Raw genomic sequence first — 14,543 nt, 5'->3', positions numbered from 1 at the left:
TGTGGTATTAAATATCCGAAACAGAAACCTGATCTGCAAAATATTGTTCCAAATCTTTCAGTGTTTCCGGATTAGTCTGAATATCTTTTACCAGAAGACCTTTGTTCACTACCACAATTCTGTTGCAAACTTCCGTTGTATGGGAAAGATCATGACTGGAAATCAAAAAAGTAACACCATCCTGTTTTGATAATTCTTTGATCAGATTTTTCAGTTTGATCTGTGTGGATGGATCGAGGTTAGCAAAAGGCTCATCCAGGATAATAATCTCAGGATTTCCAATAATTGCCCCTACGATTCCTACTTTTTTCTGATTACCCTTTGAAAGGTCACGGACATATTTCCCTGATTTAAGGATTTCTCCATTAAAAAAATCATGGAAAGGTTTCAGGAATTCATCTACAGATGCTTTGTTCTGCCCTCTCAACTCTCCAATGAAGTAAAAATATTCCTCAGGAGTAAGATAGCCAATGAGAAACGTATCGTCTACAAAGGCTGAAACTTTATTTTTCCATGCTTCAGATTCAGCTACTTTAATTCCGTCAATGCTTACAGATCCTGTGGTAGCTTGAATCAGATCCAGCATAAGGCTGAAAAGGGTTGTTTTCCCGGCTCCGTTATTTCCTACGAGACCGAATGTTTCCCCGTTTGAAATTTCAAGATGTTCAATATTAAGAACTGTTGCTGTTCCGTATGTTTTAGATAAATTTTGTATGTTGATCATGGCTTAACTTATATTTTTAAATGCATCCAGTGTGCTGTATTTTTCTTTTTTGTAAAGTTTTACGATAATATCGAAGATTTTCTCTCTCAGGAAAAATCCTACAATCCCAATAATTGCAATACTTAATACTCCTCCTGTAATTCCCCACAAATATTTTGTTAAGGCAAATACTCCCATGGGAAGAAGCATTTTAGGAATCAGCAAAAACATAGTGATCATATTGAAACTCCCTTTCTGTCCCAATCTTTTTTCTTTTGTATTAAGATCAATCTGGGTTTTATTGAAAGCTCCGGACCACAAGGTAAATTGAGAATTCACGCCAATATTATATAATCCTGCGGCAAAAAATGTAACGTAGACTTCCCATCCGAAATAGGCATAGCAAAGCGCTATAATGATAGAAATTCCTGTTACAATATTCATCAGCCACCATTTCGCTTTTAAATATTCTTTATAGGGAACATTCAGGGTCATCATCAACGGATAATATGAGCTGTCAAAAGCGGGAACTCTCTGCCCAAACAGAAACTGAAAGCCTCCTGTTACAAAAAGCCCCATCACCATCATCATTGCCGGTGTTTTGTACATTGAAGAAGTAAACATCAGCAATCCGTAGAACAGAAACATAAAGCTTCCTAGTAAAATTCCTCTGGGTACTTTATTACGTCTCAGCATTTTAATATCATTATTGATAAATGTTCCAATAACTCCATATTTATTCAGGAAAGCAATATTCTCTGTTTTCCCGATTGTTTTTTTCGCTTCAAGACCTTGGTCCAGGTAAAATTCATTACGCAGGTAACGGAAACAAATCCACCACAGCACTACAAACAAAGCAACAGGAATCAGTGCAAAGTATGGTTTCTCATAGAAACTGAAGAAAACAGATTCCGAATAATACAGAACCGGAATTATTTTATAGTATCCCAACATTCCTATACCCAAAAGGAATACTCCTATAATCACCGCCAACGTTTCTTTACCGTTGAAGAAAATATTGAGAAAATTATTCAGGTAGAGTAACGAAATCACCCCTATCAGCCACACCAATACTCCTAAGATACTATATCCGTTGAATAAAGCAATCAATGAAAATGTGATAAAAAATAAAGAACTCAGCCAGCTGAATGCTGAAAGAAAAGTTTTGGCCAGCATATAATTGACCAATGTATTCTTCCGGATATTCATCGTGAGGAATGGCTTGATATTCTGTGTAGGAATTTCCTGCCAGAGATATTTGAGAACAAGATCAATAATCCAGGCAACAATCATGAATTTTGAAACCACCCTTACAGGATTCTGATGCATTTCCTCCTGCACGTAGAAAAAAGCAATAAAAGCCCCACCTACAAGACAGCCCACGAAATAAACTATTCCAATAAAGCGGAGGATTTTCATGGTCAGATTGATCCCTAAAGATGTACCACGGAAAAAGCTTTTTATTTCAAGCTTAAGGAACTTTAGAAACATATGTTAGTTTTTTTACATTAGTAAATATAATGTAAAATATGTTACAAGTTTTTAAAGAAAAATAGATTTATGTAGTTATCCAATAAGCTCTTTGGCCTGTGCCAGAGCAGCTTCCGTAATTTTGCTTCCGGAAAGTAACTGGGCAATTTCGTTCAGCTTTTCTTCGTTGCTCAAAGGAATTATAGTAGATTGTGTTCTGCCGGAAATATCCTGCTTTACCACTTTATAGTTATCGTTTCCTTTTGCAGCAACCTGCGCCAGGTGTGAAATAACGATCAGCTGCATGTCTTCAGACATCTCCCTCATAAGGTTTCCGATCTCTTCGGCAACTTTTCCTGAAACTCCGGTGTCAATTTCGTCCAGAATAAGGGTTGGAAGCTCATCGCTTTCAGCAATAATCTTTTTTACAGCCAGCATCACCCTTGATCTTTCTCCTCCGGAAATAGCTGTTTGAATTGGTTTTAAAGGGAATCCGGAATTAGCCTGGAATAACAGCTGAATATTTTCTTTTCCAAATGGATTGAATTCCTCAGCATCCTGCAGTTCTATATCAACTTTAGCTTTTTCAAGACCTAATTTTTTCAGAAGACCTTCAGCTTTCTTGATGAAGACAGAAATATTTTTGTGTCTGTTCTTTGAAAGCTTTGCAGCAAGACTTTGAAGTGTTTTTTCTTTTTGAGCAATATTCTCCTCGGTTTCTTCAATCTGAAGCTCCAGGTCTGAAGCTCCTTTCTGATCTCCTGCCAGCTGATTTCTGATCTCAATGAGTTCATTAAGATCTGAAACATTATGTTTAAGAAATAAAGCGTTGATTTTATTATTAAGATCGGTAAGATATACCAGATTTTCAGGATTGATTTCAACTCTTTCGGCAGCATGCTCCAATTCAGAAATAATATCTTTTAACTCTACAAAAGACGTTTCCAGCCTTTCATCAAGCTCTGCGAAACTGGTAGAAACTTCAGAAATTTTTGAAAGCTTATGGGTAGCTTCATTAAAGAATGACAGAATTCCTATTTCTTCCTGATGAAACCTGGACAGAATTTGGCCAACATTCTCTGATATCATTCCTGCATTTTCCTGAATGGAAAGCTGATTCTGAACATCTTCATAATCAACATCATCAAGCTTTAACTCTTCTAACTCGTTAAGTAAAAATTCTTTATAATCGCTTTCTTTATTGCTTTCTGAAAGTTGAGTCTTCAGTTTTTTCAACAGCAGTTTCAGGCTTTGAAAGTCGGAAAACTCCTTCTGATACTCTTCAATAATTTTTTTATTCTCAGAAAGTCCGTCGATAATTTTAAACTGATATTCTGAAGTGAAAAGATTGGATGTCTCAAACTGGGAATGAATATCGATCAGCTGTGAAGAAAGTTCTTTAAGAATATCCAGCGTTACCGGCACATCATTGATGAAGGCACGCGATTTCCCCGATGGAAGGATTTCTCTTCTTATAATCGTCTGTAGCTCGTAATCCAGATCATTTTCAATAAAGAATTTCTTAAACTGGTTGTTCAGGGAGAATTCAGTTTCAACGACGCTTTTCTCTTCAGCTTTGGCAATGGATTTTACATCTGCTCTTTCTCCTAAAATAAGTCGGAGCGCCCCTAAAATAATAGATTTACCCGCCCCTGTTTCACCGGTAATAACCTGTAAACCATTTTTAAGAGATACGTCAAGGGTATCAATCAGGGCAAAGTTTTTAATATATATTCTCGAAAGCATTGATAATCCGGGTTATGATCCAATTTCAGTTTGAACTGTAAAAGTAAGTTTTTTTTTAATGAATTGAGAATATGTTTAAGTGCTTTCTGCTCATTAACATTTTTTCAGGTCCAACTTCTCAAAAAACTATTTCTCAAAAATTTTTAAAGTTTATTAATGAATTTTGATCTTATACTTTCCACTTATTCCACTTATTGTCAATGTTTTTTGGCGAAAGAATAATCATTGTCTGTTTAAGATCATTAAGAATCAAACCTCCGTTATTCCCGGAATTGAATATATTGAAGATCTCATCACTTTTTGTATCCATGAACAGGTTAAAGAAAAATGCCTGTTGAAATGTATTCTCGTACATTTTCAATTGCATCAGGGCATCAAAGATCACTTTTTTTCCGGCAGTCTGATCCTGATTGAAAAGATTATCCATTCCGGCTCTGTGATAAGTATAAATAGTAGAGCGTAACTGGTTCCAGTTAGGATTCATCACTTCATTGATTAATATAGAGCGGCTTCTTGGTTCATTGATGGTATTCCATCCTTCATAATTTCTGTTCTGAGAATTCTGGGCTATCTGTTGTGCTTTTGCGTACCATTGAGACCCTCCCATAGACTGGAAACTATCTCCATCTAATCCCAAAATAAGATAAATGTAGAAACTGACTACATCCGTAAGGTTTTTCCCTGAAAATTGTCTTTCATTAAAAATAAGACTCTCATTTTCAATATATTCAAAGCCAAATCTCTGATCCTGAAGGTTAATTAAAGGGGATTCGTAAGTAGTATTGTAAACAGGACGCATAGCCTGAACAACAATAGATCCTTTGAATCTGTTTCCATCTCTTTCTCCAATAACAACGGAAAAACCACATTTTATTTTTTCAAAATTCTGAAGCTTTTTTCCTGTCCAGCTCGTATTATTGATAAAATCTCTGAGACTTTTCTCCAATGCTTTAAATGCCTGCTGGTTACTTCCTCCCAACTGTTGAGCGTTTACCTGAACGGTTGCCAACAGCTCTTGGGAAAAACTTTGGGTATATATAAAAAACAGAAAAAATAAACTTATAATTTTTTTCATTGTCTATTAAAAATTGAGAACGGAAATTTATTAAAATTATTTTAAAAGTTGAGACTCAACAAAATTGAGAATATCTTTCGCTACATCATCTTTTGATTTCAGATCGAATTCTTTTTTCTCTGTTTTGGTAAAGATCCTTATTTTATTGGTATCATTCTTAAACCCGGCACCTTCGTCACGCAAAGAGTTTAAAACAATCATATCAAGGTTTTTCTTCTCCAGCTTTCCTTTTGCATTTTCTTCTTCATTTTGGGTTTCCAGAGCAAAACCTACCAGAAACTGGTGAGTTTTCTTTTCCCCCATCGTTTTAAGGATATCAGGGTTTTTAACCAGCTCAATCGTCAGGTTATCATCATTTTTCTTGATCTTTTCTTTCGCCACTTCTTTTGGAGCATAATCTGCCACCGCAGCACTTGCGATACCAATATCTATTTTGTCATAAAATTCAAATACTTTTGTCAGCATTTCTTTTGCTGAAGTTACTTTATGAAGTTCAACATTGGGATCATTAATGTTTTGGAAACTTGGTCCTGAAATCAGAATCACTTTTGCACCTCTTTTTGAAGCTTCTTCTGCCAGAGAAAATCCCATTTTTCCCGATGAATGATTTCCTATAAATCTTACAGGATCTATCGCTTCATAGGTAGGGCCGGCAGTAATTAAAACCGTTTTTCCTTCAAGACTTCCGGAATGATTGCTTTGTGTAAAATAGTTTTCAACAGTACTAAAAATCGTTGACGGCTCTGCCATTCTTCCCTGCCCGATCAGTCCACTAGCAAGCTCTCCGTTTTCTGCAGGAATTATCATGTGTCCAAAACTTTCTGCAAGCTCCAGGTTCTTCTTTGTGGAAGGATGTACGTACATATCAAGATCCATTGCCGGGGCTATGAAAACAGGGCATTTTGCAGACATATAAGTTGCAATAACCAGATTATCACACATCCCGTGAACCATCTTAGACAGTGTATTAGCAGTACAGGGCGCTACGATCATAACATCTGCCCACAGTGCCATTTCCACATGGCTGTTCCATGTTCCGTTATCGCTGTAAAATTCTGAATACACTGGTTTTTTGGATAGTGTAGATAAGCTTAGTTTCGTTACAAAATGCTCTGCATCGGGCGTCATAATGACCTGCACTTCAGCACCTTTTTTCACAAAATCCCTTATCAAAAAATGAATTTTGTAGGCCGCAATTCCCCCAGAGACGGCGATAAGTATCTTTTTACCGGAAACACTCATTGAGTTTTAATTTTTTGAAATACTAAAATACTTATTTTTTCCCACACAATCAGGCTTTAAAACAACAAAGGTCATAAAAGAACTGATTTCTTTTATGACCCTCATTTATAAAAAACACAGATGATTATTTTCTATCTTCTGTTTTTCTGAAATAAACATCTTCGTTTAACCACTCTTCAATAGCAATTGAAGTTGGCTTTGGAAGCTTTTCGTAATGTTTAGAGATCTCAATTTGTTCTCTGTTTTCGAAAACCTCTTCTAATGTAGAATTGTGAACGGCAAATTCATCCAATTTGTTGTGAAGTTCCGTACGGATCTCCGCATTGATCTGCTCTGCTCTCTTTCCCATGATAACAATAGCTTCATAGATTGAACCTACTTTATCTTCAATCTTATCTTTATCGTAAGTAATTGTATTTACTTCTGCTTTTGTATCTTTTACACTCATTTTGAGAAAATTATTTTTATTTTAAGATGGCAAATTTACGAATTATCTTTGAATTTTGAAAGTCGCTGCAGGAGGAGGGGTCTTAAGTGCTGCACTGTCCCTCTGTAACTGCATTGCTTTCTTTTCATTGCTGATCTGATCTTTAATTTGCTGCTCGGTTTTACCTTGGTCAGCCAATTTTTCAGCTTCTTTTTTCTGTCTTGCTGTTAAAGCTGCAATTTTAGCATCTGTTTCTTTTTTAACAACAGCAAAATGCTCTTTTTCCTTTTCCAGTTTTTCTTTCAGATCTGTAGCTGTTTTAGAATATTCTGTATTAGGAAGTTCTTTTTCTACAAATCTTGTATAAGTTAATGCACTTTCAATACGCTCAGCTTTAAGATTATAAACAGATTTCATCGCCAGTTCATAGCGTGACTTCAAGATATAATCATAAATTTTTGAACGAAGTTTTGTACTTGGGAAATCCTCCAGAACGTTTTCCAATGCTACATTGGCTGCTTTATAATCTCCCATTTTGAAGTATTGTCTTCCATTTTCATAGGCTTTAAATTCAAGCTTATAAGACAATTCATCAATCAGTTGGCTGATATTTTTAGATCTCTCAGAGTTTGGGTAGTTGTTCAGGAAATCCTGAAGTTCATTGATTGCCAATTCTGTACTGGACTGATCCAAGTTGTAATCCATAGATCCTTCATAATAGCATAATGCAGACATGTAAGCCGCCTCTTCAGCTCTTGGATCTTTCGGAAAGCTCACTGCAAAGTTTTTAAACTGGTGACCTGCCAATTTATAACTCTTGTCATAATAGTTGGCATAAGCAGTGTTGAAACCTACATTAGGAAAATCATCTGTTCCTGCCACAAGATTTGCAAGTCTGTCATAAAGAGCCAATGCATTTTTCCACTTTTTCTTAGCAAAGTTTTCATTAGCTGCTTTCAAGATAAATTCTTTATCAGCACTCCTCATTGCTCTTTCCTGCTGGCTTACACAAGATGAAATCACCGCTACAGCAAAAAGACCTAAAATATATTTTTTCATATAAAAAGTTCAACAGTTTTCGGATTATACAGCCGATTTACTAATTTGCAAAAATATAACTTTTTTGCCAATAGATTTTTTTTTATGAATATTTAACGTAATTTTAGTCTGCAGCGTATCCCAAAATTGCAAAAACACTTAATAAAAGATTCATTCTTACCTTTTTCTCCGCTTCCTTAGTATATGTTTCTTCGTTTTTACTCGGAACATACAGTTCATAAAAATTTTTATTTCTGATAACAAATAAAGTGGAGCCAATAATCATGGTAAGGATATCTTCAGGTTTGGGGGTAAAAGTAAAAACACCGGAAGCTACTCCTTTTTTAATTACTTCATCCAGCTTTTTTACAAATAGCTGGTAGAAATCAAGCAATTCATCTTTCAGGTTTTCTGTATGGCGAAGTTCCTGGGTAACGAACCCATGAAAATAATTATATTTGAAGAGTTGAGAAACGATATATTTGATCATCTCTCTCATCTGCATTTCGGGCTTCCCATCTTTGATGGTATCTGCAAATTCTGAAAAATTTTCTCTGGTTTTCAGTACTCTGTACTGATATAAATAAGACATCATTTTCTCCTTAGAACCGAAGTAATAAGAGATCATAGCGACGTTGATATTAGCTTTGGAACAAATATCTCTTACAGAAGTTCCCTCATATCCTTTCTTGGCGATGAGCTCTTCCGCAATATCCAGTATGTGAATCTGTTTTTCTGTAAATTTTTTTTTCATGAAGTGCACTTTGAGTAAAGTTAAGAAATTTTTAACACATTTATAAACGATCGTTTAATAATTTTAAATTAAATCTGAAAAATACTTATTTTTGAATATGGATTTTTTTGATTTTCACCATCATAAAAGATATATCAGAAACGGAATTTACAATCTGTCGAAAGGAACTCCACCAGATTTCCCTTATTCCATCGGTATTCACCCCAACGATATTGATGTTAATACTATAGAACAGCAGTTTTCATGGATGAAAAATACGATGTCTGAAAACTGTTTTGCTATTGGTGAATGTGGTTTGGATTCTTTAGTTTCTGTGGATCAGAAAATTCAGGAAGAAGTTTTTTTAAGACAGATAGAAATCGCAAATGAGGTAAAAAAACCTCTGATTATTCATTGTGTAAGAAAATTTTATGAGGTTATTTCTTTTAAAAAGAAGGCGGAACAACCAATGATCATTCATGGTTTCAATAAAAAAAGACAAATTGCTGAAAATCTTCTGAGCAATAATTTTTACCTGAGTTTTGGAAAAGCTGTTTTGTATAATTTATCTTTGCAGGATATTATAAAAGACACTCCATTAGACAGGATCTTTTTAGAAACTGATAATGAATATTTTAACATTGAAGAATTGTACATTAAAGTTTCGGAAATAAAAGCTATTTCCCTGGAACAACTGAATGAACAAATTTTAGAAAATTTACACTCGATAAAAAATGGATAAATACTGGCTGGAAAGAACTGAACTTTTGATAAAGGAAGAAGGATTGGATAGACTTATCAAGGCAAATGTGCTTGTTGTAGGTTTGGGCGGAGTAGGTTCTTTTGCCGCAGAGTTTCTGGCGAGAGCCGGAGTAGGAAATATGACCATTGTGGATGGTGATACGGTAGATATTACAAATATCAACAGACAGTTGCCTGCTTTACACTCTACTGTCGGAAAACATAAGGTGGATGTTGTTGCTGAAAGGCTTCTTGACATCAATCCACAGCTTAATTTAACGAAAATCAATGAATTTCTGAATCCGGAAAGAATGGAAGAAGTGTTGGATTCTGCAAAATTTGATTATGTTTTGGACTGTATCGACAGTGTTACTCCAAAACTTTCTTTGATTATCGCTGCCAAAAGAAGAAGGATCAAAATTGTAAGCTCAATGGGAGCCGGCGGAAAAACCGATCCAAGTAAAGTATTGGTAAGAGACATCAGTAAAACAGAACACTGCCATCTTGCAAGACAAGTCAGAAAAAGGCTGAAAAAAGTGAAAATTGACAAAGGTGTCCGTTGTGTTTTTGCCAATGATATTCAGGATGAAGAAAGTTTGAAAATGACTGACGGAACCAATTATAAAAGATCTTTTTACGGAACCATAAGTTATATGCCTGCCATTTTCGGGTTGTACACTGCTTCTGAAGTGATTAATCATTTATTAAATCAGGATTAAATTCACATTCCGTAAATGACAAATTCCAAGTATCCCAGAGCGGAAAAGCTCAAAAAAAATACGGAAATCAGTTTGCTTTTTGAGAAAGGCAAATGGAGAACCAGTGGAAATCTGAGAATCATTATTCTGAAAGACAAAGCCACCCTTCCAATAGAAGCACCCAGATTCGGGGTTTCTGTTTCAAAAAGATATTTTAAAAAAGCGGTACACAGAAACCGTATCAAAAGATTACTGAGAGAATGCTACCGCTTGAATAAAGAGTTATTTAAAGAAGCTTTTGGTGAAAAAACGATGGCTATGTTATTTTGGGTTTCTCCTGAGATGCCACCGAAGTTTCAGGATGTGGAGGCTCAGTTTATAAAGCTTTGTGAAGCGCAGAAAAAATAGTCTTTCATTAAAATAAAATGGTCTGTAGGTGGTTTTAGCTTGCAGATTTTTTTTGTTTCCCACAGATCGCACAGATTTTCACAGATAATTACGTAGAGAAAATATTCTTAAAATCACGAATAGCGAAGTTCGAAACCCGTAACCCGAATCCCCAAACTCAGAAATCAATAATACTCCACATATCATATACTTTTTGTAATTTAGGGAAAACAATAAATCTGAAAATTAATATGTTAGATAATATTCCCTATTTTTCTTATGTCATCAGCACATTTATCGGGATTGGATTAGCAGCAGCTACGGGATTTCGGGTATTTCTCCCGATGTTTATCGTAAGTCTTTCTTCTTATTTCAACTGGATTCCCATGAATGAGCATTTTGAATGGCTTGCAGGTCTTCCTGCATTGATTACAACAGGAATTGCCACAGTGGCTGAGATACTAGCCTATTACATCCCTTTTATTGATCATTTGCTGGATACGGTCTCTATTCCGATGGCAACGGTAGCGGGTTCTATACTATTTGCCAGTCAGTTTGCAGAGTTGGGAACATTCCCACAATGGGCGCTGGCATTAATTGCAGGTGGAGGTACAGCGGCTACCATCAGTTCCGGATTTGCAGGAATAAGGGCCGCTTCTACAGCCACAACAGGAGGGTTGGGGAATTCTGTGGTAGGAACCACGGAAACAGCCGGAGCTGGTCTCATGTCTGTTCTCGCCATGGCTGCACCGGTTATTGCAGCAATTCTTGCAATAATTACCTTAGTTCTTGTGATTGTTTTTGGACGGAGAGCATGGAAAAAATTACGAGGAAGTAAAAGTGATCCTCAGAATTTATAAATAAAAAAGGTACTGTTTAAAATCAGTACCTTTTTTATTTTAATTTTTACTTCTAAAGTCCTTAATATCCTGAATTTTAGATTCAAAGTATTCTTTTTTCTCAGGACTCTTTTTGATTAGTATTTCAAACGCTTTTATTGCTTTTGTATATAGTTTCTGTTCAAAGTAAAGATTTGCCAACGTCTCTGTCATCAAATGCGAGATGTCATCGTTCTTTTCTTTAACAACATAGGAGCTTTCTTCTTTTAACTGACTGATTCTAGGATTGTTTTCAATGAAGGTTTCAATAGCCTTTTCTTTGGTTTCTGATTTCTCTTTCTCTACATCTTCAGTTCTGTCGATCTTAAGCCAGCTTTGCCAGGTATTGATAAAACCGGGAACATTACTGTCTAATTGCGGCTGTGTTGTATTCTTCATAGTAACTTCCTGTATTTGCTCTACAGGTTCTTCTTTACTTTCCTTCTGCTTATCTTCAACCTTAAGGGTAGAAATATCGGTTCCAAAGAAAGAAACATTCATCACCGGAACTTCTTCTTTTTCAACAGCTTTATCAGTATTTCCTTCGGTTGTTTCAATTGGGACAGGTTGATTTTCAGCAACTTCTGAAGTTTCTTCTTTTGCTGAAACAGTATCTTCCTGAACAATTTCTGTAATAGCCTCCGTTTCAGATGGGGCTTCAGCTTCCATTATCTGTTCTGGTTCTTCTGCAGGAATTATTTCCGCTGCCGGAATTTTTATTTCAGGAGCCGCCGCTTCTGTTGACTTGCTGATTAATGAATCAGGCATATTAGATTCCACACTCATAGGCTTCCATGAAGTCTGAACTTCAGGAGCTTCTTCTTTTTCTTCTGCAACTTCAACCTTAACCTCCTCTTCAGCAGGTAATTGATTTACAACAGTTTCTTCTTTTACAGGCTCTTCTTTGATTTCTGAAGGTTTATCCTCACTTGTTGACCAGAAATGGAAATTCTGAGTTTCAGCGAAGCTAATTTCATGATCTCCAGCTGCTTCAGACTCTACCGTTTCTTCTTGAGCAACAGGTTTTGCCTCCTTCATCTTTTTCTCAACTTCTTCGATGAGACGTCTCATTTCCTCTTCATGCTTATTTACATGAGGCTGGGAAACTTCAGCTTTTTCAGAAATTTCTTCGTTGTTGGCCTGGATTTTAACATCCGGCATAAATGATTCCGTGCCATGGAAGCTTACTTCAGCATCGGACAATTCCACTGAAGACACTTCTTCATTACCTTGTGTATCTTCTTTTCCGGCAGAAATCTGATCTTCGTCGATAATGGTTTCTGGTGTAAAATTTTCTCCAGCATTCTCTTCTATTTCAGCTTGTATTTCTTGTTGAGAAGGTTCTTCTTCAGAAACAATTCCAGCTTCATTAGCTGTTGGTTCTGTTTTTACAGATTCTTCTACAACTTCTTCAATATTTTCTTCCGGTACTACAGGAGCTATCTCATGAAAACTGATATTTTCTTCTTCGTCAATCTTTTCTTCTTCTTTTTCTGAAGAAATCTGATCTTCGTGAATGATGGTTTCCGGTGTGAAGTTTTCTCCTGCTTTTTCCTCTGTTTTAGCTTGTTCTTCTTGCTGAACAGGCTCTTCCGCTACAGGTTCAGTCTTTTGAGTAACCAGAACCCCTGATTCCAGGGTAGACTCAATATCTATTGTTTCAGAATTTTGCTCGTCCAGGAAATTTTCTTCTCCTTCGAATAAAATTCTGTTTCGTTCACCATTTACATAAATATGTTTAACCTCCAGTGCAGTTGGTAAAACACATGCAGCATCATGCTCTTCTGCTGGTTTTTCTACAGAAACGCCCTCTTCTCTTTTGATAGGGAAAGCTTTGGTTTTCTGTATTAATTGAGCTGGTTTTTCAATTGTTTTAGAAGGTTTCTTCTCTTCAACAATCTCTGATTTGGACTCCTGTTTTATCTTTCCATTGATCAGCTGATACAAAATCTTCTTATCAGTTGTATAAGCTGCCGTTGTAGAAAGCTCTTTCTGATAGTTTTCTTTTTCGTACAGATGGATTCCATACAGATGAAGCGCCCTGATATTTTGAATATAAGGAAAAGTATGAATTTCTTCTTTCAAAAGACCAAGGTCTTCTAACTGAATATTTTTCGGATTTTTTATTAATTCTAAAACTCTCGGATTCATCTTACCAATTCGCTACAATGTCGTTAAATATCTTATTAATAATTCTATCTGTTACCAGCTTTACCTGCTGGTCTTCGATTTGACTTAGTGATACATCACTGTTGAAAGCAGCTTCATCGGAATACGTTCTGTCGAAACTTGCATCCGGATGAATTTTGTTTTCATAATGTACTTTTACGGTAATCGTAAGTTTATTCTGTGCCTGCTGAATCACTCCGCCAGAAGGGTTGGTCTGGGTATTGGAACTGATTGTAGTAGGAGTAATAGAATAGTCAGTAATCTCTCCTTCTATCAGGATATCAGGATTTTCTTTTGTTCCTTTCAGTGTTGTTCTCTGAAGGAATCTATTTTGTATTGCGGTAGAAAACTGTTGGGATAATGCAGGGTTTACAAGAGGTGCATTGTTCGGAAATTCATTAATCTGAACAGTTTTTTCATCTGTAAGAGATGATCCCGTAAAGCTGTAGCATGAATTTAAAACTCCCAACAATGCAAAAAGCATTACGGTAAGCAGTGATTGTTTCAGGCTGATATTTTTAATTTTAAAATTCATTTTTAGATCCAATTTCAATAATTTCATCATACTCAATTTGTTGAATAGCATCTTCATAAGCAAAATAGTTTGCAGTATATAAAAACGGAAGGGTAAGAAAAATTCCTATCCCGCAGGCAACAATACCAATCTGAGCTAAAATACTCACTATTAATGAGAAAAGAAAAATTGACAACAGATTTCCTTTGGTCATTACTTTTGAAATATTCCAGGCTTCTTTTATTTCTGTAATTCCTTTAAGGCTGATTAATGGAATGATATAAAAGCCTTTCAATACGAAGTAGTATATCGCTGCAATCAATAAAAACACATAAGGAAACACAAAAAGAGCGACCATTGGATTGGGTTCATTTCCCTCTGACATTGCTCCTGATATCCCCAGCACAGCAAATAAAGGAATGTAAAGTAATAAAACACCTCCAAAAACAATTAACTGTAGCATAAAGTAAGGCATGAAGTCATTAAAATTAAAAATATCTCCGGGACTTGCGGGCTGATTTTTGCTCAGCCTTTGAAGATATTTGTATAAATTACCCATCGCTAATAGCCCGCAAAACGGAATAATCGACATGATAAAGCACACTAAAAATGCTACAAAAATATTTCCGAAATCTTTCTTTAAAAGTTCGAAACCTTTATTAATATATTCTCCGAGTTTAAAATTGATCGGCTTAGGTGTTAAATTTACTTTCATTATTTAT

Annotated in this window: 15 protein-coding genes; 4 read left to right on the top strand and 11 right to left on the bottom strand. The window is 35.7% G+C overall.

Annotated elements, in window-relative coordinates:
• Positions 1–7: 7 nt before the first annotated feature.
• The 8 genes from LC457_RS19400 to LC457_RS19365 all read right to left on the bottom strand — a co-directional run bounded on the left by LC457_RS19400 (position 8) and on the right by LC457_RS19365 (position 8,455).
• Positions 8–724, bottom strand: a complete 717-nt coding sequence (locus tag LC457_RS19400; RefSeq protein ID WP_223601325.1) for an ABC transporter ATP-binding protein — start codon at positions 722–724, stop codon at positions 8–10.
• A gap of 3 nt (positions 725–727) precedes the next feature.
• Positions 728–2,194, bottom strand: a complete 1,467-nt coding sequence (locus LC457_RS19395) for a DUF5687 family protein (protein ID WP_223601324.1) — start codon at positions 2,192–2,194, stop codon at positions 728–730.
• Between the two features lie 75 nt (positions 2,195–2,269).
• On the bottom strand, positions 2,270–3,919 hold the full coding sequence (locus LC457_RS19390; RefSeq protein WP_223601323.1) for a DNA repair protein RecN: 1,650 nt from the start codon (positions 3,917–3,919) through the stop codon (positions 2,270–2,272).
• Between the two features lie 169 nt (positions 3,920–4,088).
• Complete coding sequence (locus LC457_RS19385; protein WP_223601322.1) at positions 4,089–4,994, bottom strand: DUF4835 family protein; 906 nt, start codon at positions 4,992–4,994, stop codon at positions 4,089–4,091.
• A gap of 36 nt (positions 4,995–5,030) precedes the next feature.
• Positions 5,031–6,236: a bifunctional phosphopantothenoylcysteine decarboxylase/phosphopantothenate--cysteine ligase CoaBC gene (coaBC, locus tag LC457_RS19380; protein WP_223601321.1), complete on the bottom strand. Its 1,206-nt coding sequence runs from the start codon at positions 6,234–6,236 to the stop codon at positions 5,031–5,033.
• A gap of 124 nt (positions 6,237–6,360) precedes the next feature.
• Positions 6,361–6,684, bottom strand: coding sequence for a DNA-directed RNA polymerase subunit omega (locus LC457_RS19375; RefSeq protein ID WP_047424579.1), 324 nt, complete (start codon positions 6,682–6,684; stop codon positions 6,361–6,363).
• A gap of 42 nt (positions 6,685–6,726) precedes the next feature.
• Positions 6,727–7,722: an outer membrane protein assembly factor BamD gene (locus tag LC457_RS19370; RefSeq protein WP_223601320.1), complete on the bottom strand. Its 996-nt coding sequence runs from the start codon at positions 7,720–7,722 to the stop codon at positions 6,727–6,729.
• 103 nt (positions 7,723–7,825) lie between these two features.
• Entirely contained in the window at positions 7,826–8,455 is a 630-nt protein-coding gene (locus LC457_RS19365; RefSeq protein WP_027372956.1) for a TetR/AcrR family transcriptional regulator, read from the bottom strand.
• 97 nt (positions 8,456–8,552) lie between these two features.
• Between LC457_RS19365 and LC457_RS19360 the strand changes: the two genes are divergently transcribed.
• The 4 genes from LC457_RS19360 (at position 8,553) to LC457_RS19345 (ending at position 11,120) form a co-directional block, all read left to right on the top strand.
• A complete protein-coding gene (locus tag LC457_RS19360; protein ID WP_223601319.1) occupies positions 8,553–9,176 on the top strand; it encodes a TatD family hydrolase in 624 nt (207 codons plus the stop codon).
• Complete coding sequence (locus tag LC457_RS19355) at positions 9,169–9,894, top strand: ThiF family adenylyltransferase (protein WP_213277412.1); 726 nt, start codon at positions 9,169–9,171, stop codon at positions 9,892–9,894. Before LC457_RS19360 ends, LC457_RS19355 begins: the two co-directional genes overlap by 8 nt.
• A 15-nt stretch (positions 9,895–9,909) precedes the next feature.
• The gene (gene rnpA, locus LC457_RS19350; RefSeq protein ID WP_223601318.1) at positions 9,910–10,281 is read left to right on the top strand and encodes a ribonuclease P protein component; all 372 of its coding nucleotides are present in this window, start codon (positions 9,910–9,912) and stop codon (positions 10,279–10,281) included.
• A gap of 230 nt (positions 10,282–10,511) precedes the next feature.
• A complete protein-coding gene (locus LC457_RS19345) occupies positions 10,512–11,120 on the top strand; it encodes a DUF4126 domain-containing protein (protein ID WP_223601317.1) in 609 nt (202 codons plus the stop codon).
• A 39-nt stretch (positions 11,121–11,159) separates the two neighbouring features.
• Here LC457_RS19345 and LC457_RS19340 read toward each other — a convergent pair whose 3' ends face one another.
• From LC457_RS19340 to LC457_RS19330, 3 genes are read right to left on the bottom strand one after another with little or no spacing between them, the layout of a single operon-like run.
• Positions 11,160–13,289: a hypothetical protein gene (locus LC457_RS19340; protein ID WP_223601316.1), complete on the bottom strand. Its 2,130-nt coding sequence runs from the start codon at positions 13,287–13,289 to the stop codon at positions 11,160–11,162.
• A 1-nt stretch (position 13,290) separates the two neighbouring features.
• A complete protein-coding gene (locus LC457_RS19335; RefSeq protein ID WP_149835395.1) occupies positions 13,291–13,842 on the bottom strand; it encodes an LptE family protein in 552 nt (183 codons plus the stop codon).
• A complete protein-coding gene (locus LC457_RS19330; RefSeq protein WP_223601315.1) occupies positions 13,832–14,536 on the bottom strand; it encodes a hypothetical protein in 705 nt (234 codons plus the stop codon). Before LC457_RS19330 ends, LC457_RS19335 begins: the two co-directional genes overlap by 11 nt.
• Positions 14,537–14,543 lie beyond the last annotated feature (7 nt).

This window comes from Chryseobacterium sp. GVT01B, from assembly GCF_019970045.1.
Classification (GTDB): Bacteria; Bacteroidota; Bacteroidia; order Flavobacteriales; family Weeksellaceae; genus Chryseobacterium.
The sequence above is the reverse complement of the archived record's forward strand: the minus strand, read 5'-3'. Positions and strand labels throughout refer to the sequence as shown.

Coding starts and splice junctions, on each gene's coding strand:
- LC457_RS19400 (WP_223601325.1), bottom strand. CDS start 724: ATGATCAACATACAAAATTTATCTAAAACATACGGAACAGCAACAGTT.
- LC457_RS19395 (WP_223601324.1), bottom strand. CDS start 2,194: ATGTTTCTAAAGTTCCTTAAGCTTGAAATAAAAAGCTTTTTCCGTGGT.
- LC457_RS19390 (WP_223601323.1), bottom strand. CDS start 3,919: ATGCTTTCGAGAATATATATTAAAAACTTTGCCCTGATTGATACCCTT.
- LC457_RS19385 (WP_223601322.1), bottom strand. CDS start 4,994: ATGAAAAAAATTATAAGTTTATTTTTTCTGTTTTTTATATATACCCAA.
- coaBC (WP_223601321.1), bottom strand. CDS start 6,236: ATGAGTGTTTCCGGTAAAAAGATACTTATCGCCGTCTCTGGGGGAATT.
- LC457_RS19375 (WP_047424579.1), bottom strand. CDS start 6,684: ATGAGTGTAAAAGATACAAAAGCAGAAGTAAATACAATTACTTACGAT.
- LC457_RS19370 (WP_223601320.1), bottom strand. CDS start 7,722: ATGAAAAAATATATTTTAGGTCTTTTTGCTGTAGCGGTGATTTCATCT.
- LC457_RS19365 (WP_027372956.1), bottom strand. CDS start 8,455: ATGAAAAAAAAATTTACAGAAAAACAGATTCACATACTGGATATTGCG.
- LC457_RS19360 (WP_223601319.1), top strand. CDS start 8,553: ATGGATTTTTTTGATTTTCACCATCATAAAAGATATATCAGAAACGGA.
- LC457_RS19355 (WP_213277412.1), top strand. CDS start 9,169: ATGGATAAATACTGGCTGGAAAGAACTGAACTTTTGATAAAGGAAGAA.
- rnpA (WP_223601318.1), top strand. CDS start 9,910: ATGACAAATTCCAAGTATCCCAGAGCGGAAAAGCTCAAAAAAAATACG.
- LC457_RS19345 (WP_223601317.1), top strand. CDS start 10,512: ATGTTAGATAATATTCCCTATTTTTCTTATGTCATCAGCACATTTATC.
- LC457_RS19340 (WP_223601316.1), bottom strand. CDS start 13,289: ATGAATCCGAGAGTTTTAGAATTAATAAAAAATCCGAAAAATATTCAG.
- LC457_RS19335 (WP_149835395.1), bottom strand. CDS start 13,842: ATGAATTTTAAAATTAAAAATATCAGCCTGAAACAATCACTGCTTACC.
- LC457_RS19330 (WP_223601315.1), bottom strand. CDS start 14,536: ATGAAAGTAAATTTAACACCTAAGCCGATCAATTTTAAACTCGGAGAA.